This window comes from Vibrio sp. Vb0937 (assembly GCF_033338855.1).
The window spans coordinates 1-22,213 of record NZ_JAWOTK010000030.1; the positions used below are offsets into that span (position 1 = coordinate 1).

At 46.3% G+C, this 22,213-nt stretch carries 19 protein-coding genes, 1 tRNA gene and 1 riboswitch; of the genes, 12 read left to right on the plus strand and 8 right to left on the minus strand.

Annotation, left to right across the window (positions count from 1 at the left end; translation table 11 throughout):
• Window positions 1–134 precede the first annotated feature (134 nt).
• From R7P67_RS20570 to thiH, 9 genes are all read left to right on the plus strand, one after another.
• Window positions 135–211 (plus strand) — tRNA-Trp (locus R7P67_RS20570).
• 244 nt (window positions 212–455) lie between these two features.
• On the plus strand, window positions 456–1,838 hold the full coding sequence (locus R7P67_RS20575) for a multicopper oxidase family protein (RefSeq protein WP_258628942.1): 1,383 nt from the start codon (window positions 456–458) through the stop codon (window positions 1,836–1,838).
• 123 nt (window positions 1,839–1,961) lie between these two features.
• On the plus strand, window positions 1,962–2,345 hold the full coding sequence (gene crcB / locus R7P67_RS20580) for a fluoride efflux transporter CrcB (protein WP_005378811.1): 384 nt from the start codon (window positions 1,962–1,964) through the stop codon (window positions 2,343–2,345).
• A 60-nt stretch (window positions 2,346–2,405) separates the two neighbouring features.
• A riboswitch (TPP riboswitch) is annotated at window positions 2,406–2,504 on the plus strand.
• Window positions 2,505–2,667: 163 nt separating this feature from the next.
• On the plus strand, window positions 2,668–4,608 hold the full coding sequence (gene thiC, locus R7P67_RS20585; protein ID WP_262654188.1) for a phosphomethylpyrimidine synthase ThiC: 1,941 nt from the start codon (window positions 2,668–2,670) through the stop codon (window positions 4,606–4,608).
• Window positions 4,608–6,023, plus strand: a complete 1,416-nt coding sequence (locus tag R7P67_RS20590; RefSeq protein WP_213877932.1) for a thiamine phosphate synthase — start codon at window positions 4,608–4,610, stop codon at window positions 6,021–6,023. The genes thiC and R7P67_RS20590 overlap by 1 nt, the downstream gene beginning before the upstream one ends.
• Window positions 6,010–6,783, plus strand: a complete 774-nt coding sequence (locus R7P67_RS20595) for a HesA/MoeB/ThiF family protein (protein ID WP_262654190.1) — start codon at window positions 6,010–6,012, stop codon at window positions 6,781–6,783. Before R7P67_RS20590 ends, R7P67_RS20595 begins: the two co-directional genes overlap by 14 nt.
• 38 nt (window positions 6,784–6,821) lie before the next feature.
• Entirely contained in the window at window positions 6,822–7,076 is a 255-nt protein-coding gene (gene thiS, locus R7P67_RS20600; protein ID WP_005378804.1) for a sulfur carrier protein ThiS, read from the plus strand.
• 5 nt (window positions 7,077–7,081) lie between these two features.
• A complete protein-coding gene (locus R7P67_RS20605) occupies window positions 7,082–7,849 on the plus strand; it encodes a thiazole synthase (protein ID WP_213880928.1) in 768 nt (255 codons plus the stop codon).
• 34 nt (window positions 7,850–7,883) lie between these two features.
• A complete protein-coding gene (gene thiH, locus R7P67_RS20610; protein ID WP_262654192.1) occupies window positions 7,884–8,996 on the plus strand; it encodes a 2-iminoacetate synthase ThiH in 1,113 nt (370 codons plus the stop codon).
• A 129-nt stretch (window positions 8,997–9,125) separates the two neighbouring features.
• Here thiH and R7P67_RS20615 read toward each other — a convergent pair whose 3' ends face one another.
• Complete coding sequence (locus R7P67_RS20615; RefSeq protein WP_262654194.1) at window positions 9,126–10,916, minus strand: aminopeptidase P family protein; 1,791 nt, start codon at window positions 10,914–10,916, stop codon at window positions 9,126–9,128.
• A 203-nt stretch (window positions 10,917–11,119) separates the two neighbouring features.
• Window positions 11,120–12,061, minus strand: a complete 942-nt coding sequence (locus tag R7P67_RS20620) for a LysR family transcriptional regulator (RefSeq protein ID WP_005378791.1) — start codon at window positions 12,059–12,061, stop codon at window positions 11,120–11,122.
• 107 nt (window positions 12,062–12,168) lie between these two features.
• Here R7P67_RS20620 and R7P67_RS20625 point away from each other — a divergent pair, with 107 nt between their 5' ends.
• Together R7P67_RS20625 and R7P67_RS20630 are read left to right on the plus strand one after the other, a co-directional pair.
• Complete coding sequence (locus R7P67_RS20625; RefSeq protein WP_262654196.1) at window positions 12,169–13,362, plus strand: multidrug effflux MFS transporter; 1,194 nt, start codon at window positions 12,169–12,171, stop codon at window positions 13,360–13,362.
• Between the two features lie 91 nt (window positions 13,363–13,453).
• Window positions 13,454–13,735 (plus strand): hypothetical protein, encoded by a 282-nt coding sequence (locus R7P67_RS20630; RefSeq protein WP_005378786.1) that lies wholly within the window; start codon window positions 13,454–13,456, stop codon window positions 13,733–13,735.
• A gap of 31 nt (window positions 13,736–13,766) precedes the next feature.
• Here R7P67_RS20630 and R7P67_RS20635 read toward each other — a convergent pair whose 3' ends face one another.
• From R7P67_RS20635 to R7P67_RS20650, 4 genes are all read right to left on the minus strand, one after another.
• Entirely contained in the window at window positions 13,767–14,222 is a 456-nt protein-coding gene (locus R7P67_RS20635) for a DoxX family protein (RefSeq protein WP_262654198.1), read from the minus strand.
• A gap of 10 nt (window positions 14,223–14,232) precedes the next feature.
• Entirely contained in the window at window positions 14,233–14,991 is a 759-nt protein-coding gene (locus tag R7P67_RS20640) for a DNA-binding domain-containing protein (protein WP_318086054.1), read from the minus strand.
• Window positions 14,988–15,860 carry a DUF692 domain-containing protein gene (locus R7P67_RS20645; RefSeq protein WP_262654202.1) on the minus strand — a complete coding sequence of 291 codons (873 nt, stop codon included), beginning with the start codon at window positions 15,858–15,860 and terminating at the stop codon, window positions 14,988–14,990. Before R7P67_RS20645 ends, R7P67_RS20640 begins: the two co-directional genes overlap by 4 nt.
• A 99-nt stretch (window positions 15,861–15,959) precedes the next feature.
• Entirely contained in the window at window positions 15,960–16,220 is a 261-nt protein-coding gene (locus R7P67_RS20650; protein WP_005378779.1) for a DUF2282 domain-containing protein, read from the minus strand.
• A gap of 281 nt (window positions 16,221–16,501) precedes the next feature.
• On the opposite strand from R7P67_RS20650, the gene uvrD reads away from it, so the two are divergent.
• Window positions 16,502–18,676, plus strand: a complete 2,175-nt coding sequence (uvrD, locus tag R7P67_RS20655; protein ID WP_005378778.1) for a DNA helicase II — start codon at window positions 16,502–16,504, stop codon at window positions 18,674–18,676.
• Between the two features lie 919 nt (window positions 18,677–19,595).
• On the opposite strand, the gene ggt is transcribed toward uvrD, so the two are convergent.
• Both ggt and R7P67_RS20665 read right to left on the minus strand, forming a co-directional pair.
• Window positions 19,596–21,362, minus strand: coding sequence for a gamma-glutamyltransferase (ggt, locus tag R7P67_RS20660; protein ID WP_213916246.1), 1,767 nt, complete (start codon window positions 21,360–21,362; stop codon window positions 19,596–19,598).
• A gap of 111 nt (window positions 21,363–21,473) precedes the next feature.
• Window positions 21,474–22,133 (minus strand): LysE family translocator, encoded by a 660-nt coding sequence (locus tag R7P67_RS20665; RefSeq protein WP_005378776.1) that lies wholly within the window; start codon window positions 22,131–22,133, stop codon window positions 21,474–21,476.
• Window positions 22,134–22,213 lie beyond the last annotated feature (80 nt).

The following is a 22,213-nucleotide window of genomic DNA, read 5'->3' on the forward strand; positions in this document are numbered from 1 at the left end:
TGGTAGTTCAGTTGGTTAGAATACCGGCCTGTCACGCCGGGGGTCGCGGGTTCGAGTCCCGTCCACTCCGCCACTTAATATCGACAACCTCGCTTATGCGAGGTTTTGTCAAATCTAGAATATGAAAATTCTATAGGGGTGTAGCTCCAATTGGCAGAGCAGCGGATTCCAAATCCGCGTGTTGGGAGTTCGAATCTCTCCACCCCTGCCACATATCAGGCTCTGACTTAGGTCAGAGCCTTTTTTGTATCTGGCTTCCTCTCATTATTACGGCTTATTTCTACTCTTATCTCGTAAGTATGGCTTTCTGCTGTACTTTGGCAGCATTTAATCTACTGAACGAACGAAACTACAGTTAGCTGTAATGATCAGTGGCCCGAAATTTTAATAATAAAGGGGAATCACTATTTATATTTAGTTACACTCAACCGATCTGGATTAATGAGTAACTATGTATGGATATATCTCGTCGACGCTTTCTTCAATCATCCTTAGCAATCTCCGCGCTTACCGTTCTACCTGCATGTTCTCTATCTAGGAGCACTAATAAGCAGGGGCAATATATATACGATATCACTGCAGAGCCTTCTACTGCAGAATTGGTCCCTGGGTTTAACACAGACGTACTCGCATTTAATGGTTCGATTCCAGCGCCTACGATTCGTTGTCGCCAAGGCGAGAAAGTTATAATTCGGTTTACTAACAAGCTTTCAGAGCCGACTACAATCCACTGGCATGGCTTGCGAATCCCTATTGAAATGGATGGTGTACCTTTCTTAAGTCAGTTGCCTATCATGCCGGGTGAAACATTCGTTTATGAATTTACACCACCAGATGCGGGCACATTTTGGTATCACCCACATATGAACAGTGTGAAGCAGCTTGGTAAGGGCTTAGTCGGGCTAATTGTCGTTGAAGAGGCAGAGCCTGTTCAGTTTGATGAAGAGCATGAAGTCGTCCTCAAGCATTGGCACTTAGACAAGCAAGGACAATGGAAGAACCTTATGGTGCCGCGCTTGAGCGCTCGTATGGGGACTCCCGGAGAGTGGAGTAGCGTCAATGGTGTCCATGAGCCTGTTTATGCGCTGAAGCAGAATGCCACTACGCGATTAAGAATTGCTAATGTCGATAATACCATTACTTACCCGATCGCTATAGAAGGGGCAGAGGCTTGGGTTATTGCTATTGATGGTAATCCTGTTAAAGCGCCTTATAAGCTCACTCAGCACAAAATTGGTCCGGGAATGAGGTTAGATATCGGATTGATTGCTCCGAAGGCTGGAACACGTGTTTATGTGCGTCAAATGAAAGGACGCTTCCCATTCCCTTTGTGCGAGTTTGACGTTGTTGAGTCTGACCTGCCGAACAACCAGAAACTGCCTTTATTACCTCTCAACCCTGTGCCAGCTCTCGATTTGAAAAATGCAGAGCAAATCGATTATGTGTTTGAGTGGGAGGGCGCGATCACTCCTGCTGATCAATCGGGCAAAGCGATACCTAAGTTCTGGCTGATGAACAAACGGGCTTGGGAGGGAATGAGCAAAGATAATATTCCAGCGCCGCTTTCAACATTGGAGATGGGAAAAACCTATATCTTCAACCTAAAGAACGTCACCCAATATCATCATCCTATTCATCTTCATGGACACACATTTACGGTTCTTGAGTTAGATGGCAAAAAACTCGACGAACCGTTTCATACCGATACGGTCTTACTTGGAAAAAACGGCAGTGCGAAAGCGGCATTTGTTGCAGATAACCCAGGGCGTTGGATGTACCATTGTCATGTAATTGAACACATGAAGACGGGTTTGATGGGTTACATTGAAGTAAAGTGACTCCTGTAACTTTTAAAATCTTGATAAGTTTTAAGCGCTATACTTTGCTGAATTCTAAGATTGTATAATCACTATTGCCGTAAATTTGATTACAATGTCGCCATTAACTTTTCTGGGGGAATTATGGGACAACTATCCGTTTTGGGTTTTATTGCATTGGGTGGTGCATTTGGTGCATGTTCTCGTTACTTAATTTCTGAACTTTGTGTCATTTTATTGGGGCGTGGTTTTCCATATGGTACGTTAACCGTTAACGTTGTTGGCTCATTTATGATGGGCTTATTGATAGCAGCTTTCGATAATGAACTTTTGGCAACGGAACCTTGGCGACAAGTGATTGGCTTGGGTTTTTTAGGTGCACTAACGACGTTTTCCACCTTCTCGATGGATAATGTTTTGCTTATGCAGCAGGGCGCTTTCTTTAAGATGGGGTTGAACGTATTGTTGAATGTCGTGTTAAGTATTTCAGCGGCGTGGATTGGCTTTCAATTATTGATGCGCAGCTAGCAAAGTAGTTAAAAATTGAACAGGTCGGCTTGGTTTCACCAAGCCGTTTTTATATACTGACATCACTTGTCGGAGTGCCATAAGGCTGAGACCGTTAATTCGGGATCCGTTGAACCTGATCAGATTAGAATCTGCGAAGGGAACAAGAGAAGATATTCACACCGGAGTTTTTTCTGGTTGATCTATCAAAAGTCGAATGTTGTTACAGGCAAATATCGTAAGCTTTAACTAGCCTTAATTTGACTCCTCTTGTCGCATCTATCCGCCAAGCATTTTTATCCAATTACTTTTTATCTAGTATAACAAAGCAAGGAAAAATGCTATGTCGAGTCGCAAACAAGCGAGACTGGAAGCAAAACAGTTCATTGATACACTCTCGGTACAACCGTACCCCAATTCAAGCAAAGTCTACGTAGAAGGCTCACGTCCAGATATTCGTGTGCCAATGCGTGAAATATCACTCGCTGATAGCCTTATTGGAGGCACAAAAGAAGCGCCTATATTCGAACCTAATGAGCCAGTACGCGTTTACGATACGTCGGGTGTATACACAGATCCAGAGCACACCATAGACCTCTATAACGGCTTACCTAAGCTGAGAGAAGGGTGGATTGAAGAGCGCGCCGATACTGAGCTACTTGATGAAGTAAGCTCGGTGTACACCAAAGAACGCTTAGAAGACGAAACACTAGACGGTCTTCGTTACGGTAATCTACCACGTATTCGACGTGCCAAAGATGGCCATTGTGTGACTCAATTGCACTATGCTCGCAAAGGTATTATTACCCCAGAAATGGAATATATCGCGCTGCGTGAAAACATGGGGCGTGCCAAGTATCGCGATGAAGTGCTGAATCAACAGCATCCGGGTCAAAGCTTCGGAGCGAACCTACCAAAAGATATTACCGCCGAATTCGTGCGTAAAGAAGTCGCCGAAGGTCGCGCTATTATCCCTTCAAATATTAACCACCCAGAATCCGAACCAATGATCATTGGACGTAACTTTTTGGTCAAAGTGAACGCCAACATCGGTAACTCATCGGTCACTTCTTCGATTGAGGAAGAAGTAGAAAAGTTAGTATGGGCAACGCGTTGGGGTGGAGATACCGTAATGGATCTTTCTACTGGACGTAACATCCACGAAACTCGCGAGTGGATTCTACGTAACAGTCCGGTTCCGATCGGTACCGTGCCAATGTACCAAGCGCTTGAGAAAGTGAACGGTGTTGCGGAAAACCTTAACTGGGAAGTGATGCGCGATACCCTGATTGAGCAAGCAGAGCAGGGCGTTGACTACTTTACTATCCATGCCGGTTTACTACTTCGTTATGTGCCAATGACTGCAAAACGCATTACTGGCATCGTCTCTCGTGGTGGTTCTATCATCGCGAAATGGTGTTTAGCGCATCACCAAGAAAGCTTCTTATATACCCACTTCCGAGAGATCTGTGAAATCTGTGCTAAGTACGATGTTGCACTATCTCTTGGTGATGGTCTGCGCCCTGGCTCGGTAGCCGATGCTAACGACGAAGCGCAATTTGCAGAGCTTCGCACTCTTGGTGAGTTGACCAAGATAGCGTGGGAATACGACGTACAGGTGATAATCGAAGGTCCTGGTCATGTTCCAATGCATATGATCAAAGAGAACATGGAAGAGCAGTTAGAGCACTGTCATGAGGCTCCTTTCTATACCCTTGGTCCGCTGACGACAGACGTCGCTCCTGGTTACGACCATATTACTTCAGGCATCGGCGCTGCCATGATTGGTTGGTATGGCTGTGCAATGCTTTGCTACGTAACTCCTAAAGAGCATCTTGGCTTACCAAACAAAGAAGACGTGAAAGTAGGCATGATCACTTACAAGCTTGCTGCGCACGCCGCTGATTTAGCGAAAGGGCACCCTGGCGCTCAAGTTCGTGATAATGCGCTTTCTAAAGCTCGCTTCGAGTTCCGTTGGGAAGATCAATTTAACTTGTCGCTCGACCCAGATACTGCTCGTGCTTTCCATGATGAAACCTTGCCTCAAGAGTCCGGCAAAGTTGCTCACTTCTGTTCGATGTGTGGACCAAAGTTCTGCTCGATGAAGATCTCGCAAGAGGTACGAGAGTATGCGAAAGACACTGAGCAAGTTGCTGCGGACCAAGCTATATCGATCAAAATGCTGGATGATCCTCTTGAGGGGATGCGTCAGAAATCGCAAGAATTTAGAGAGTCAGGTTCCGAGCTATACCACCCAGCAGCACATGCCGAGGTAAGTGACTAATGAGCAAAATCCTTATTCCGTCATCATTGATTGAACTGACTGGTTTAGTTCAGCAATGTTTGTTGTTGGCGAAAGAACAGGGTTTTAGCATCGAAGACATTGAGTTGGGTGTGAGCCCAACTCAATCTATTCAGCTTGTTCGCGACCAACAGACCACACGCATAACGACAGATCTTATTAATGGTTATGACTCTGAGAATGAGAGTTCATTTGTGCTCTATTACCGCTCTGCTTTGTCGGTAGAAGCGTGTGCTAAGCAACCGTCGAAAGCGATTTATATTGGTATTGTTGATACTCAGGTATCCGATAAAAAGGAGAAAGTGCTTAAGCTTGATATCTGGCGTCACCCAATTAACAACGAAGTGAGAGCGCTTTCCGTTAAGTCCAAACTCAACGCAATGTTCGATCCTGAACATCACCTTGCTTGGATAGTAACGCTGACAGTACTCGATTTTCCTATCGAAGATGCGTTAACACTTGCTCGAGGAATGCTAACTCAACAAGCGAATGTTTCACGTGAAACACTGTTGAATGGCAACCTTAACGAGGGAAGATCTACTCAGTGGGCTGACCAATTTGATGATTTCCCCACACCTGTACTGGAGGATAACCGACTAGGTATTCAAGTTGGTTGGTCTGCACAAGGTGAGAGCGTTAGCTTTCCAACTCTAACTAAGCAAAGTCTAGGGCTCTATCCAGTCGTTGATGATGTTGCTTGGATTGAGCGTCTACTGCCACTAGGCATCAACACTATTCAACTGCGAATAAAGAACCCACAACAAGCCGATTTAGAACAACAGATCATTCGAGCAATTGAGCTAGGTCGTCAGTATCAAGCACAAGTGTTCATCAATGACTATTGGCAGTTGGCAATCAAGCATGGCGCTTATGGTGTTCACCTAGGACAAGAAGACATAGAAGAATCGAATTTGGCTCAGCTAACTAAAGCCGGCATTTGTCTTGGTCTTTCTACTCATGGTTATTATGAGCTACTGCGCATCGTACAAATTCATCCTAGTTACATCGCGCTAGGGCATATTTTCCCAACCACCACAAAACAGATGCCATCGAAACCACAAGGTTTGGTGCGCTTGTCTCTTTATCAAAAGCTGATTGATAGCATTCCTTACGGAAACACAGAGTTGGTTTTCCGTCCCGCAAAAGACAAAGCAGGTAGTGACTATGTGCTTGGCTTTCCGACGGTCGCGATTGGTGGCATTGACCAATCTAATGCTGACCAAGTTTGGCAAACAGGTGTTTCTAGCTTAGCAGTAGTGCGTGCTATTACGTTGGCAGAATCACCTCAATCGGTCATCGAGTTCTTCGCACAACTGATGAAGGAAAGACAGCTAACGTTCACTGATCAGAATAGTGAGTTGGCGGATACCAAGAGAGGCGAGCATGCTCACGGATAAGCAGTTCCTTCGCTATCAGCGCCAAGTCGCTCTGCCTGAAATTGCCGAAATTGGGCAAGAGCGTTTGAGTAAATCGCATGTGCTGATCATCGGTTGTGGTGGGTTAGGAAGTGCTGCGAGTTTGTACTTGGCATCAGCGGGTGTTGGTAAATTGGTTGTGGTTGATGATGATGAAGTTGATAGCAGTAACCTACAACGTCAGATCATTTATCGTGAACAAGACCTCCAAGTTGCGAAAACAAAAGCGACTGTAAAGCAACTTACTGAACTTAATTCTATGGTTCAAATTCGTGCCCTCAATAAGCGATTAGACAAAGCACAGCTTCAGCTTGAGGTGATGCTAGCGGATGTGGTGCTCGACTGCACCGATAACATGCCAACGCGTCAGCTAATTAACCAAGTTTGTTTCGAGCAAAATACGCCGCTCATCTCGGCGGCGGCAATTGGTTGGCAAGGGCAATTCGCTGTCTTTGATTACCAAACACCAAGTGAACAAGAAGCGCAGAGTAAAGCGTGTTACCGCTGTTTGTATCCGTTCGACGAATTACCGCAAACGCAAAAGTGCAGTGAGAGCGGTGTCGTCGGTCCGGTGGTCGGCACACTTGGTAACTACCAAGCGATAGCAGCAATTCAAAAACTGGCGACGGGAAACTTTCATGTCGAGACTGCCAAGTTGCATCTGTTTGATGGGTTGAAACTGCAATGGCAAACCATGGCGATAAGCAAAGATAAACAGTGCCAAGTGTGTGCTCAGATTTAGCTTGTGAGTAATGGGCAGAATTAAGAGAGTTGGAAGCAATGACGTTATCAGAACAACAAACAACACAAATGACCGCTGCTGACTTAGATGTGATCACTATTGTCATCAATGACCAGTCACATCAAGTTGCCAGTGAGTCGAATCTACAGCAAATCATTAGTCAATTTGCGCTGCCTGAAATGGGCTGTGTTTTTGCAATTAATAACAATGTTGTGCCACGCAGTGAGTGGGCTAGCACAGTTCTTTCACAGGGAGATAGCATCTCTTTGTTTCAAGCGATCGCAGGGGGTTAAAGTCGATGCTTAAAATTGGTGATAAACAATTCGAATCAAGACTGTTCACGGGAACAGGGAAATTTGCCAGCAGCCGATTAATGGCAGAAGCGATTCAAGTATCGGGTTCTCAACTTGCGACCATGGCGTTGAAGCGTGTGGATGTGAATGACCAACAAGACGATATTTTGCTGCCGCTAGTAAAAGCGGGGGTGAACTTATTGCCAAACACATCAGGAGCAAAGAATGCTAAAGATGCTGTGTTTGCTGCACAACTGGCGCGAGAAGCGTTGGGTACTAACTGGCTAAAACTGGAAATTCATCCAGACCCGAAGTACTTGATGCCCGATCCAATTGAGACACTTGCAGCCGCTGAACAGCTGGTTCGTGAAGGCTTCATTGTCCTTCCTTACTGTCATGCTGACCCGGTTCTGTGTAAACGATTGGAAGAGGTTGGCTGCGCTGCTGTCATGCCATTGGGTGCTCCGATTGGTTCCAACAAAGGGATAGTTTCTCACGATTTCCTAGAGATCATCATCGACCAAGCTAATGTTCCTGTCATTGTTGATGCGGGTATTGGTGCTCCTTCACATGCCGCGCGTGCGATGGAAATGGGCGCGGATGCCGTGCTAGTTAATACCGCGATTGCGACTTCGAGCGATCCCGTTGCGATGGCGAAAGCATTTAAGTTGGCGGTAGAGTCGGGGCGTATGGCTTATGAAGCCGGACTTGCAGGTAAGGTTTCTCATGCGGTTGCGTCGAGTCCACTGACGTCATTCCTAGATGAGCTTTAGTCCTAGATTGGTTTAGCTATTAAGCGAGGAAAACATGAGCTTCGTTGAACAATTTAAGCAGCTTAATTGGGATGACATTTCGATGTCTATCTATGCGAAAACGGCAAAAGACGTCGAGCGAGCATTGAATAAACCCAAGCGTGATTTGGAAGACTTTAAAGCGCTAATTTCACCAGCGGCTGAAGCGTACTTAGAGCAAATGGCGCAGCTGTCATATTCGGCAACTCGTAAGCGCTTTGGTAATACCATGTCGCTTTACATTCCATTGTACCTTTCTAACTTGTGTGCCAATGCTTGTACTTATTGTGGCTTCTCGATGGAGAATAGAATCAAGCGTCGTACCTTGAATCAGGACGAAGTGGTTGCAGAGGTCGAAGCAATCAAGCGCATGAAGTTTGATAGCGTATTGCTGGTGACTGGCGAACACGAAACCAAAGTGGGCATGAAATACTTCCGCGAAATGGTGCCGATGATTAAGAAGCGCTTTAACTATTTAGCGATGGAAGTACAGCCACTTGATCAAGACGAATACGCTGAGCTCAAGACATTGGGTTTGGATGCGGTGATGGTCTATCAAGAAACGTATCACCCTTCGACTTACGCCGAGCACCATTTGCGTGGCAATAAGATGGATTTTGAATACCGATTGGATACACCCGATCGTCTTGCAAAGGCGGGCATCGATAAGATCGGTATTGGTGCTTTAATAGGGTTGGAAGAGTGGCGAACAGATTGTTTTTATGTGGCAGCGCACTTGGACTATCTTGAGCGCACATATTGGCAGACTCGTTACTCAATTTCTTTCCCACGTTTACGTCCTTGTAAGGGCGCGCTCCAACCCAAATCAGTCATGACGGATAAACAGCTTGTGCAGTTGATCTGCGCTTATCGCTTGTTGAATCCAGAAGTGGAGTTGTCATTATCGACTCGTGAATCACCAAAGTTCAGAGACAATGCATTACCGTTAGGTATCACCAGTATGTCTGCTGCATCTAAAACTCAGCCGGGTGGTTATGCGATGGATGATGTTGAACTCGAGCAGTTTGAGATCAGTGATGAGCGAAGTGCTGGTTCTGTGGAAGATATGATTCGAGCCAAAGGCTTTGATCCTGTATGGCGAGATTGGCACTCGGCGTATTCTGGTTAATCAGCAAATAAAGACACTGGTCATCGTTATGTTTCACGTGAAACATAAGTAAAGAAAAGAGGGTTGATGCAAAACATCAACCCTCTACTTTTTTCTAGCTTCTAGCTTCTAGCTTCTAGCTTCTAGCTTCTAGCTGTGTGCTACTGGTAGCGTTGCTTGACGAAGCCACTCTTTCACATCACCTTCAACAAGTGGGCTGATCTCATCCCATACTTTCTGATGGTAATCATTCAGCCAAGCAAGTTCTGGACGAGTTAGCATATCAACGTTGATATTGCGCTTGTCGATTGGACAGCGCGTTAGCGACTCAAATGACAGAACAGGGAAGTCACCGTTAGTTGGGGTTTCAACAACAAGCTCTAGGTTCTCAATACGGATACCAAACGCATCTGCACGGTAGTAACCTGGCTCGTTGGATAGCACCATGCCTTCTGTTAGAGGCACGTCGATTTGCTTCTTCGAAATGCTCGCTGGACCTTCATGAACACTTAGGAAGTGACCAACACCGTGACCAGTACCGTGATCGTAATCGTAGCCTTCCGCCCATAGGTGCTGACGAGCTAGCGTATCGATTTGGTAACCACGTGTGCCTTTCGGGAAACGTGCACGAGCAACACCGATGTGACCTTTTAGCGCAAGAGTGAACTGTTTAATCATCTCTTGTGAAGGCTGACCGATCGCAATGGTACGCGTGATGTCTGTCGTGCCATCTAGGTACTGACCGCCTGAATCCACTAGGTAAAGTGTGTTCAGTTCTAACTTACCAGGTTCAGGTTGGTTTTCGTGATTGTAGTGACACATGGCCGCGTTGCCGCCTGCCGCTGAAATGGTATCAAAGCTAAGATCCATAAGTGTCGGGTCTTCGCTACGGAACGCTTCCAGTTTGTCTGCCAGCGTCGCTTCATCATGCAGGTTACCCGCAACGACTTCAGCATCTAACCAAGACAGGAACTTACTCATCGCTACGCCATCGCGGATATGACATGCTTTCATGCCTGCGATTTCAACTGCGTTCTTTGCTGCTTTTGGCATTAGGCATGGATCAGCTTTACTCACCACAGATGCGCCAGCGTTTTGTAGAACCAGCTTAAACCACGCGTTACTTGTCGCAGGGTCAACCAGTACATTCTTGCCAGTTAGGTTTTCTAGTCGTGCTTGCAATGCTTCTGGGTGATGAACCGTCACGCCGGCACCAACATGAGTGTCAAACTCAGCAGGTAGGCGAGCAGGATCTAGGAAGTATTCTACGCTTGAGTCTGAGTGCAGAATCGCGTGAGAAAGCAGAACTGGTAGACGTGAGACATCTAGACCACGAACGTTGAGCAACCAACAGATAGAATCAAGTGCTGTGATCACTGCGCTGTCTGCACCGGCTTTTTTCACGAGCTCTGCGATTTCTTGGCGTTTGCTTTCACTTGACTGACCAACTGCTTCTGTTGCCATTAGGCGAACATCAGAAACCACAGGAGCAGGGCGGTCGTGCCACAGTTCATCAATTGGGTTGCTATCGAGAATCTTAAGCTCAAGGGCACCTGCAAGTTTTGCTTGTGCCATGTCTAGCCAAGCAGAGTTGTGCATGCGAGGGTCGATTGCCACAGACGCGCCATTTGCAAGATGGTCTTTAATCCAATCTAGTGCAGGCTCTTCAATCAAGTGACGGTATTCGAATAGATCAGCAGGAACCTGCTTTGTTACTTGTACTGTGTAGCGACCATCAACAAAGATAGCGGCTTTGTCTTTGGTGATTACCGCAGCACCAGCAGAACCGGTAAAGCCAGTTAGCCAATGTAAACGCTCGTTGTGCGCTGGTACGTATTCACCCAAGTACTCGTCTTCATGAGGGACAAGTAGGGCATCAATATTATGTTGTGCTAGCCATTCGCGAATTGCATTCACGCGGGTTTGGGTATCGTTGTGCATCTGTGTTATTCCTTCAAATTACCGCTCCTTCATGCTCAGGTGTGGGAGCTGTTTCCATCTGCTTCATGCAGTTTACGATTCCATTGAGGTTCGCAATCACTTCAATAGAGTCGGAGTACAACTAGGCCATAGATGAGCCAAAAAGGACTACGACAGTTAAGCTACTCATTTTAGCCGCTAAGCGCAAATTGAGCGCGGTGTTTTTATCTAAGGTGATCGGTTTTTTGTGTGATCATCGTACGTAGCCAGCCTAATGCAGGGTCGTTTTCTCTGTCTCGGTGCCAGAATAAAGTGTAAGCCATAGGTGGGAATTCTAACGGTAGTGGCAGCACGACCAAATCAAGCTGTTTGGCCGCAAGTTGCACAAAATGACTTGGCGCAGTAAAGATAAAGTCGGTGTATGAACATAAACTTGCGGCACTGTTAAAGTCGGGCACAGTGACGGCAATATCGCGGTCGGCGCCAATATCTGCAAGGCGATAATCCAGCAACCAACGGTCGTTGCCATCACAACGTACTTGTACATGGCGTAGGGCGAGATAGGCTTCCAGATTCCAAGGTTGTTTTAGCGCAGGGTGGTTTTTGCGAATAATGCACATTTGGTAATCACGATAAATTTCCAACTCGCAAATGTCATCGGGTGGTTGAAGAGTCAGCTTGGCATCGTTTATATCGATATCTTTTCCAGTTAAGCCTAAATCCAGTTCGCCGCGTTGAAGCATTTTAAATGTATTATCCGACCACGGGTGTGTGCTAATTGTCACGCCAGGTGCTTGTTGAAAAATCGCCGGTAAGAAATGGGGTAGAATGAGAGGGTAGACACTCTCTACCGCTGCTATTTGAAAACGGTATTCACTGCTTTGCGGAGAAAACTCTTCGGGTTGAGTCAGCACTTCTAACTGATTTATCAACAGATCCAGTTTCGGTTTAAGAAACAATGCGCGCGGCGTAGGTGTTAATCCATGTGAGTTTCGAGTGAAAAGCGGGTCATCAAATTGAATGCGCAGTTTAGCCAGTGATTTACTTACGGCAGATTGGCTTAAGCACAATCGGTGGGCCGCACGAGTAACGTTTAACTCTTCAATCAGCACTTTAAAGCAGACCAATAGATTTAAATCGATACGAGCCAGTTTTTCGACATTCAAAGTGAATTTCCTCTGAGGAATAATGCTCATGATTATACATCATTTCCATTCATATCATCAGATGATTAAGCTTTACCCAAAGTTCTTTATCCAATTCGGAGTGTTGTGTGTCTAGCCAGTTTTCTAATAGTAAAAAACAGATGGCGTTATTGACCCTTTTGGTTCTTTTTAGTCCTTTAGCGATTGATATTTATCTACCTGCTTTACCTCTTATTGCTTCCACTTTTCAGGTCGATAATGCGCTAGCACAAGACACGATCACTTGGTTCTTATTTGCTATGGGTGTTGGTCAGCTATTCGCAGGTCCCCTAGCAGATAAACTCGGACGTCGAACTGTTGCATTGGGCGGTATCACCATTTACGCGATGAGCGCTTTATTGGCGTGGAGTGCTCAAAATATTGAGTGGATGTTGGTTTCCCGACTGCTACAAGGCTTAGGTGCGTGTGCGACATCGGTAGCAGCCTTTGCAACAGTTCGCGATATCTTTGGCCCGGAAAAAAGCGGCAAAATGATCAGCTACCTTAACGGTGCGATTTGTTTCATTCCTGCTTTAGCTCCAATTCTAGGTAGCTGGTTAACTCAGCAATTTGACTGGCGTGCTAACTTTAGCTTTATGACGGGTTTTGCTGTGGTGTCTGGATCATTGATGTTTTTCATGATGAAAGAGACTAACCCGTCAACAGAAAAGCAAGCCGTGTTTAAGCTTAGTCGGTATTGGGCAGTGCTTAGCACACCATCTTTTGTTTTCCATGCGTCATTATGCTTGATGGCGATGGCGGTTATTCTTGCTTATGTTACCTCCGCACCGTCGGTATTGATGACGGGGATGGGGCTGTCGATGAATGAATTCACTTTCTGGTTTGGTGTGAATGCGGTGATAAACATTGCGGCATGTATGCTGGCGCCTAAGTTTATGGAGCGCGTTGGAACTCACAACACCTTGGTCACCGGGATCTCAACTCTGGGTCTCGCTGGTGTGATCATGCTAGTGATGAATGGTCAGAATACCGCGCTTTCTTTCATGTTACCTATCTTTATGTCTTCTGTAGGTTTTGCATTCATTCTGGGTGCAGCGGCAGGGAAAGCGTTAGAACCGTTTGGTGATAAGGCGGGCACTGCAGCTGCACTGCTTGGATTGTTCCAAATGAGTGGCTCTGGTTTGTTGGTGGGTACACTGCAACGCTTATCTCTGGATCCGCAAACCTTGATTGCAATTCATATGTGGGTCCTATTACCTGCGTTGGTCGTTCTGTTTACAAAAGCAGGGAAGAACTGGCACTCGAGCTTTGCGAAAGCGTAAATCAGTGTAATTTAGTATTTTCCAATGTAAGTAAGGCGTGTATATTTGTCACTCAGACTTTTCCTGACACCATAACGGAACTCAAAAAGTAATGTCGTTAACCACGTATGAAATGGCTCGTATTCTAGAGCAAATGGAAGATTCACCAGAAAAGGTGATGTTTGGCAAGTTGCTTAATGAGCTGGGTAATCAAAGCTCCGAGCGTATTCGTAGTGCGGCTAAACAAGTACCTCTGCCAATTTTGCGTGATATCGTGTACCAATTTCAGCAAGTGATTGAGTCACGCAAAGATGAACAAGTCGAGCAGATGGCAAAAGACCTCGCTCAGCAAGGTATCTCAGCAGAAGAGCTACTGGCTTACTTGAATAAATAATAAAAAATCCCCGCATGATGCGGGGATTTTTTTAGCTTGTCATTTTCTTTTTCAGGATGTGGTCCAAAGACAGCGGTCCTGGCCCCCATACGATTACGATAAGAATCATCAATCCCCAAAGTTGGTGGTCATAAAAACCTTTCTCCCACAACAGTGGGTAAGAGATCACTGCGATGATGTTGAACACAAACAGCATTGCTGCCATCGGGCGGGTAATCAATCCCAGTGCCAAGAACACCGGTAGAACCAACTCCGCAGCCGTACCTAAATAAGCCGCCAATTCCCATGGCAAGATTGGCACTTGGTATTCCAGCTCAAATAAGTACAGCGTGCTATCCCAAGATGAGATTTTGATTAGTCCTGAATTGAAGAACACCCAGGCTACCCACAAGCGACAAAAGAGAAGTAGTAAAGGGACAAAGCCAGCTTGTAGGGTACTGAGTAAATCGTCGTACCGATTCACTAAGTTTTTAACCGTATCCGTCATAGAGTGCTCCTTAGATTGATTGCAATGTAAAGCCGTCAACAATATCGAGTGCCATGATGCGATTGAGATGAGCGAGTAAAACTTCAGGTATTTTGCTCAAACTCTGCTTCTGCTCTAAACATTGCAGCAGTTGGAACACATCGGCATCGAGTGCGTGACACAAGGCTTCTCCATTGGCTTGAATCGAGATGACACCTTGCTGTAATTGGTTGATATTAAGTTGTTCGAATTGCCCAGTTTGAATCGCACTAAATAGATCGAATACTGCGTAATTGGAGTCAAAGCTGCGGCAGCCCTTTTTAAGGTGTAAGACTAAAGCGGGTTGTTGCTCTTCACTCACTTCGCCAAGTAACGCAAGCGGTTTTAATTCCGCTGCATTGGATTGCTCATACTGTGCTTGACGAGCTAGGTCGATATGCCACTCGAAGCGTGCGACTTCGGGGCTGTAAGGTGCTTGTGCGATCACCTGGCTGAACTGCATGATGGTGTCTTGAAAGCCTTCGCCATAATGCACCACATTTCCTTCTTCTAATGGGTAAGAAAGAACATGCTGGCGAGCTATCTGTTCATAGCATTCTTCACCAAGCAGCGCTTCAACCATCGGGTAGGTCGCGGACAACACTTCGCTTAAGCTGACGATAAAGTTATTGCGGTAAATCTGCATGCGTTCATCAGCGGTAAACGTATCACTGGCAATATCGCAATCTTCACCGAGTGCTTGATAGTGTAGGGCTTTAGCAAACTGGTTTTGTAAGGTGGCTAGATTCATGATGCCTTCCTTGGTTCGCTTTGTTCACTTGGAAGTGTGCCTTGCAACAGTAGTTGCGATGCTTTCTGTGCTTCTCCTAATAAGACTTCTGGCGCGGGGATATCCAAATCCCATTCAATCAACGTATGACGTGGACCGTGTTTTTTTGTCCACTGTGAAAACAACTGCCAAACTTCATCGCTAACTGGGCGGCTATGGGTATCAATCCATATCTCACCTTTGTCGAGTTGTTTAATGGTAAAACCTGCCAAGTGAATCTCATCCACTTTGTCGGCTGGAATCGCATCTAGGTATGTGTCGCAATCAAAACCGTGGTTGAACGCCGAAACATAAACATTGTTTAAATCGAGCAATAAACGACAGTCAGTGCGCTTTTGCACTTCGGTAAGAAACTCCCATTCGCTGATGATCGAATGTTGAAACTTCACATAACTAGATGGGTTCTCTATCAAGATCTCGCGTTGCAAATATTCCTGCACTTCATTCACGTTACGAGTGAACACGTTGAGCGCTTCTTCCGTATACGGAAGTGGAAGCAGGTCATTAAAGTAGTGACCGCCGTTTTCACTCCAACTTAAATGGTCAGAAACAAGAATTGGGTCGATTGAGTCAATCAGTGATTTAAGTTGCGCAAGATGCTTTTGACTAACACGTTCCACCGAACCTAGCGACAAACCAATACCGTGGCAGCTAATTTGATATTGCTCGCGAAGCGTTTGTAGCTGATGGCGCTCTGTTGCATTGGGTTGGAAATAGTTTTCACTGTGGATTTCTAACCAAGACAACTCAGGCTGGGATTGGCTAAAGTAATCGAGGTGAGGGGTTCTTAATCCAACTCCAACAAGGTCGTGGAAGGTGTGGTGTTTCACGTGAAACTCCTTTTCAAATCGTGCGGGAAGAGAAGGATGCGTCTTGGCTTTGCGTTGGTTGAGCGTCAACGCATCCTCACAATAGCTAGCGATAAAAGATTATGAAGAAGAAGTGCTACCGCCAGCGAGTTTGTCACAAAGACCTTTTGGTACGACTACGAATGCGTCTTTTTGGTTATCTTCTTTAGAAGTACCAGCGCATGAGCTGCTTTTTGTTGCACAGTCGTTTTTACCTGCTTTAGAAACGCCATAGCACTTTTCTTTTTCAGCAGCGACAGCTGGAGCTGCAGTTAGCATTGTGCCACCAAGAGCTAGAAGACCAGTAACAGCAGCAGTAACAGCTAGATTCGACTTTTTCATAATAAATTCCTCTGAATGATTTCCTTTACTTTAAGTTGGCAAGATGAATCACCTGTTTTGGCGTTTTTGTTATCAACTTGCTTAACTTAAAAGATAGGAAACTGGCTAAAAAACTTTCAGAAAAATTTCTGAAGTAAATGGGTTTGCAGGGTCAAATAGGTATAACTAATTGATGTGTTGGGCAAAAAAACATCGATTTTTTTATCAAGTTTTGTCTAAACAGCACCCGGTTGTTTAGGTTATAATCGGTTTTTATGTATAAATAACCAGTAGCTCTCATCATGATGGATCCATCTCTATTACTCGACGGTTTGAACGATAAACAACGTGAAGCCGTTGCAGCACCTCTAGAAAACTTGCTCGTTCTTGCTGGCGCAGGAAGTGGTAAGACACGCGTTCTTGTTCACCGTATCGCTTGGCTGATGTCGGTCGAGCAAGCTTCTCCGTTTTCAATCATGTCGGTAACCTTTACCAATAAGGCGGCGGCAGAGATGCGTGGACGTATCGAAGAGCTAATGATGGGCAGTGCAGGCGGTATGTGGAATGGTACTTTCCACGGCATTTGTCACCGTATTCTGCGTGCACACTATCTTGATGCGAAGCTACCGGAAGATTTCCAAATCATCGACAGTGACGACCAACAGCGTCTGCTAAAGCGTTTGATCAAAGCGCAAAACCTCGATGAGAAGCAATGGCCTGCACGCCAAGTGGCATGGTGGATTAACGGTAAGAAAGACGAAGGTCTGCGTCCGTCGCACATTGATGCGTACCATGATCCAGTGACCAAGACATATCTGCAGTTGTACACCGCTTACCAAGAGGCGTGTGACCGTGCTGGTTTAGTCGATTTTGCGGAGATCTTGCTGCGCGCACATGAGCTACTGCGTGATAACAAGTTCGTTCGTGAACACTACCAAGCACGCTTTAAGCACATCTTGGTGGATGAGTTCCAAGATACCAACAACATTCAATATGCTTGGCTACGTATGATGGCGGGTCCTGAGTGTCACGTGATGATCGTAGGTGATGACGACCAGTCGATTTATGGTTGGCGTGGTGCAAAAGTCGAGAACATTGAGAAGTTTACGCTCGAATTCCCAAGCGTGAATACCATTCGTCTTGAGCAAAACTACCGTTCCACTAAGACCATTCTGGAAGCATCTAACACCCTGATTGCGAATAACACCGAGCGTATGGGTAAAGAGTTGTGGACGGATGGCGTGGTCGGTGAGCCTATCTCGGTTTACAGCGCTTACAACGAATTAGATGAAGCCCGTTTTGCGGTGAACAAAATCAAAGAGTGGCAAGACAAGGGCGGTGCTCTGAATGACGCTGCGATGCTTTACCGTAACAACGCCCAGTCGCGTGTTCTGGAAGAAGCGTTAATTCAAGCCGGTCTGCCTTATCGTATCTATGGCGGCATGCGATTCTTCGAACGTCAGGAAATCAAAGATGCCTTGAGCTACATGCGTCTGATTGCCAACCGTAACGATGATGCAGCGTTTGAACGTGTGGTGAATACGCCAACGCGTGGTTTGGGCGATAAGACGCTTGAAACCATCCGTTTTGCGGCTCGTGACCGTGGTTGCACCATGTGGGAAGCGAGTGTAGCTATGTTGGACGAGAAGGTGCTTGCTGGTCGCGCTGCTGGTGCTCTGAGCCGTTTTATCGAGCTTGTCACCGCGCTAGAAGACGACACCTTAGAGATGCCGCTGCATCACCAAACTGACCATGTAATTAAATACTCGGGCTTGTTCGCGATGTACGAGCAAGAGAAGGGCGAAAAGTCTAAGGCACGTATTGAGAACTTGGAGGAATTGGTGACCGCAACTCGCCAATTCGAGAAACCAGAAGAAGCCGAAGACATGTCACTGCTGACGGCATTCCTAACCCACGCAGCACTAGAAGCGGGCGAAGGACAAGCGGACGAATTTGAAGATGCGGTTCAGCTCATGACATTACACAGTGCGAAAGGTCTAGAGTTCCCATTGGTGTTTATGGTCGGTGTGGAAGAAGGCATGTTCCCAAGCCAAATGTCGGCAGAAGAAGCAGGGCGCTTAGAAGAAGAACGCCGTCTGTGTTACGTAGGCATGACCCGTGCAATGCAGAAACTGTACATCACTTATGCTGAAATGCGTCGTTTGTACGGTCAGGATAAATACCATAAACCGTCTCGCTTTATCCGTGAACTGCCAGAAACTTGTTTAGATGAAGTACGAATGAAGGCGCAAGTTAGCCGTCCTTCAAGCAGTGGTCGATTTAGCCAAACTGTTGTGAAAGAGAGCTTTAATGAAACCGGCTTTACGCTAGGTTCTCGTGTGATGCATCCAAAGTTTGGTGAAGGCACCATCATCAACTTCGAAGGCAGTGGTCCACAAAGCCGTGTACAGATTGCCTTTAACGGTGAAGGCATCAAATGGTTGGTAACTGCTTACGCACGACTAGAGAAACTGTAAGGCTTGACCAAAACTCATACCAATCGTAGTAAATAACTGGTCATTCTAGCTTGTTAAAATACTCGATAACTGCGTTGCAATTTTTGATTGTAGAATAACTACTTATCGAAAAATTGCGCCTTGTTCTCAAGCATTTTCCCTACGCTATTTCTGATCACTTATTTACTGTGATTGGTATCATCAACTTAAGAGCTGCTTCGGCGGCTCTTTTTGTTTGTGTGGTTTTGGCGTCGATAAAGCAGTAAAAAAATGGAATTCGAAAGCGCGATTTAACGGTGCAGATGAGAAAAACTTTAGGCAAAGAAAAACCCCGAGGGCTTGCGCCCATCGGGGTTATAGTCTTACTCGCAGCAATCCAGCTACTAAGAGTGCTCCATGCATCTAATCCATGATAGTGTGCTGAATCCGTCAGCTTAATCCTTACGTCGCCTTCCTAGCGGTGTCCTTAATGACCTTATCCTGGTCTGCTAACTATCCTCGTTAGCTATCATCACTTGTTCCCTGAGCGGTGTCCCTGACATCATCCTGATGTTCAAATCCTTGCCTCGTCCAGAGGTGTCCATTTCCCGTCCTTAGTAGCAACCATCCTAGTCACTATTGATTCCGTTCAATGTCCAATTTTGCAATCCATGCCCGACTATTCATCCTGAATAACCGTTTCTTCTTCCTGAAGTTCACCAAGTCCGTGGTGTTTCCTGTTCCGTGTCAGCATCCTTCCGACAGGTTTAATATTACGTGTTTAACGATTTCCAACAACGGGCTAATCTCACATTTTTTCACTCTCTTAGCGTTCAAAAAAGACACATGAGTATCAAATTCAATGGCTTATGCTCTTTGCTGTACGGTTTTACCATTAAAAAAGAGAGGTTTGCTCAACCCTTTGTGAGAGATCTCGCACAAGGGGTCGAGCGAAAGACTCTTACTGCCCGATAGCGGCACCTTCACGTCTTGGATCCGCAGCGCCTTCAAGACCGTCTTTTGTTATTCGTATCGCATGCAGACCAGAGTTCAAATCCCGAACATCGGTTTTAAAGCCCATCTTCTCCAGAGCAGGCTGTAAGCCCTCTGCGGCGGTACCTTGCTCAATATCTAAGGTGCCAAAACGGTTCAGCAATCGTGGCTGATTAATCGCGCTTTGGATGTCCATATCCCATTGCGTGTGGGCGATAATGGCTTGTGCGACGTAACCAATAATGCGGCTGCCACCCGGTGAGCCAATTGCCATGTAAGGTTTGTCATCCTTCATCATAATGGTTGGTGCCATGGATGAACGTGGGCGTTTTCCCGGTTCTAAGCGGTTCGCGATTGGCACACCATCTTGATGCGTGCGGAAAGAGAAATCGGTCAGTTCGTTATTGAGCAAGAAGCCGCGTACCATCAAGCGTGAGCCAAAGGCGTTCTCGATGGTTGTTGTCATTGAAACCACATTGCCTTGCTTATCGACGATATTGAAATGGCTGGTGGAAGGCAGCTCGATCGATTGGTCCATGCTTAAGTTCATGGCGTGCGACCAAGGAGGATTACCGGCTTCAGCCTTACTCAAGGCTTTACCGACTTGAATGAGCTCAGCACGTTGTTTGAGATAATCTTTATCAAGCAAGCCTTCGGTTGGCATTGGCACATAATCTTGGTCAGCCATGTATTTACCACGATCCGCGAACGCAAGGCGCGATGCATCGGCGATCACTTGCCATGATTTCGCGCTTTCGGCTCCCCAACCTTTAAGATCGTATTGCTCGGTGATCGCGAGAATCTGTCCAACCGTCAATGCGCCAGAGCTAGGTGGTCCCATGCCGCAGATATCATAGCTTTGATAAGCCGCACAAACCGGCTCACGTTGCTTGATTTGGAACGCATCAAAGTCAGGTTGTGCCAATACGCCAGGATTGCCCGGTGCATTCTGTACGGTCTTGATGATGTCTGTAGCGATATCGCCTTGATAGAAAGCTTTTGCCCCTTGCTCTGCAATTGCCGTCAGAGTTTGCGCGTATTCAGGGTTCTTCAACAACGTGCCTTCGGTTTTTGGTGAGCCGTCTGGATTGAAGAAGTAAGCCTTAGTCGCAGGGAAGCGTGATAGGCGCTTAGTATCTTTCTCAATCAGACTCGCGAGGCGAGGACTGACTTCGAAACCTTGCTCAGCCAAGGTAATCACGGGTTGGATGATCTTCTTCCATTCCAACTTGCCGTATTTCTGGTGCGTGTCCCACAGCAGTTTCACTGTACCAGGAGTGGCAACGGAGCGCCCGCCGACAACCGCATCGTAAAATTGCAGTGGTTGTCCTTTGTCATCTAGGAAGAGTTTCGGCGTCGCGGCGAGCGGTGCGGTTTCGCGTCCATCATACGTAGTTAGTTTTTGTTTCTCACTGTCCCAATACACTAAGAAGGCGCCACCACCAATACCTGATGATTGCGGTTCTACCAAGCCCAGCATCAGCTGCACGGCAACCATAGCATCAATAGCATTACCACCTTGGGCAATAACATCCGCACCAGCTTGGGTTGCAATTGGGTTAGCAGCGGTAACCATATAATCTTTCGCTTTGATCAATTGTTTTTGCTCGAAGCCAGTGCTGTGCTCCGGCGCAACCGCATCTGCTGCTTGGTTAGCAAAGACTGAGGTAGATAAGATTAGTGGGGAAGTAAGAAAAAGACCCGTGGTCACGAGTCGGTTGAACGTCCAATGCATGATGACTCTCCATGTTGCCAGTTTTGTGCTTTGAGCTTGGCAGTTATGGAGAGTCACGTCGAGTCAGCAGTCTTAGAAATGTCGATTGTGCTACGCTTTTAAATCAGTACTTTATCCGATAAAAGTATTGATAGTTTGGTATAGAATACTGCCGCCCACTAGAGTAAATACCACGCCGCATAGACCGTCGATGTAGATACCCGCTTGTTGCAATTTACGCTGTAAGCGCTGTGTCGACAGCATCCATGCAAGGCTAGAGAACCAGAATAGCGACAAGCCAAACAGGATGACCAGTGCAATACCTTTGCCAGTAATCGACATACCTGCTGGGACTAAACTCGACATCAAACTGACAAAGAACACCAGGGCTTTTGGGTTAAGAATGTTGGTCGCAAACCCTTTAGCAAACGCTTGACGCTTATTGCTGATCACTAGGTTATTTTGCTTCTTAGGTTGATCCGTCAGTGGGTTTTGGATCATCGAGATCACGGCACGCAATGCGCCAATTCCTAAGTAGAGCAGGTAACTACCACCGAGCAGTTGTACCACGGAATACAGCACTGGGTGCTGGTGGACGACAAAACTCACACCTGTCAGGCTGAACAAAGAGTGCAGCAAAATACCGACGGACAATCCCAACGCAATGTACAAGCCAGTTTGACGACCATGACGCGTCGCATTTTGTACGACCAGCGCAAAGTCCGGACCTGGACTCATTAGGGCAATAAAGTGAATGCTGGCGAGTGTCAGCAATATGGTGGATTCATTCATAACACATCTCAAATTTAACCAATGCGGCTATTGTCGTGGTAAGTCACTTGTGGCGCTTGTAAAAAACTGACAGCTTTCTC

Coding starts and splice junctions, on each gene's coding strand:
- R7P67_RS20575 (WP_258628942.1), top strand. CDS start 456: ATGGATATATCTCGTCGACGCTTTCTTCAATCATCCTTAGCAATCTCC.
- crcB (WP_005378811.1), top strand. CDS start 1,962: ATGGGACAACTATCCGTTTTGGGTTTTATTGCATTGGGTGGTGCATTT.
- thiC (WP_262654188.1), top strand. CDS start 2,668: ATGTCGAGTCGCAAACAAGCGAGACTGGAAGCAAAACAGTTCATTGAT.
- R7P67_RS20590 (WP_213877932.1), top strand. CDS start 4,608: ATGAGCAAAATCCTTATTCCGTCATCATTGATTGAACTGACTGGTTTA.
- R7P67_RS20595 (WP_262654190.1), top strand. CDS start 6,010: ATGCTCACGGATAAGCAGTTCCTTCGCTATCAGCGCCAAGTCGCTCTG.
- thiS (WP_005378804.1), top strand. CDS start 6,822: ATGACGTTATCAGAACAACAAACAACACAAATGACCGCTGCTGACTTA.
- R7P67_RS20605 (WP_213880928.1), top strand. CDS start 7,082: ATGCTTAAAATTGGTGATAAACAATTCGAATCAAGACTGTTCACGGGA.
- thiH (WP_262654192.1), top strand. CDS start 7,884: ATGAGCTTCGTTGAACAATTTAAGCAGCTTAATTGGGATGACATTTCG.
- R7P67_RS20615 (WP_262654194.1), bottom strand. CDS start 10,916: ATGCACAACGATACCCAAACCCGCGTGAATGCAATTCGCGAATGGCTA.
- R7P67_RS20630 (WP_005378786.1), top strand. CDS start 13,454: ATGTCGTTAACCACGTATGAAATGGCTCGTATTCTAGAGCAAATGGAA.
- R7P67_RS20635 (WP_262654198.1), bottom strand. CDS start 14,222: ATGACGGATACGGTTAAAAACTTAGTGAATCGGTACGACGATTTACTC.
- R7P67_RS20640 (WP_318086054.1), bottom strand. CDS start 14,991: ATGAATCTAGCCACCTTACAAAACCAGTTTGCTAAAGCCCTACACTAT.
- R7P67_RS20650 (WP_005378779.1), bottom strand. CDS start 16,220: ATGAAAAAGTCGAATCTAGCTGTTACTGCTGCTGTTACTGGTCTTCTA.
- uvrD (WP_005378778.1), top strand. CDS start 16,502: ATGATGGATCCATCTCTATTACTCGACGGTTTGAACGATAAACAACGT.
- ggt (WP_213916246.1), bottom strand. CDS start 21,362: ATGCATTGGACGTTCAACCGACTCGTGACCACGGGTCTTTTTCTTACT.
- R7P67_RS20665 (WP_005378776.1), bottom strand. CDS start 22,133: ATGAATGAATCCACCATATTGCTGACACTCGCCAGCATTCACTTTATT.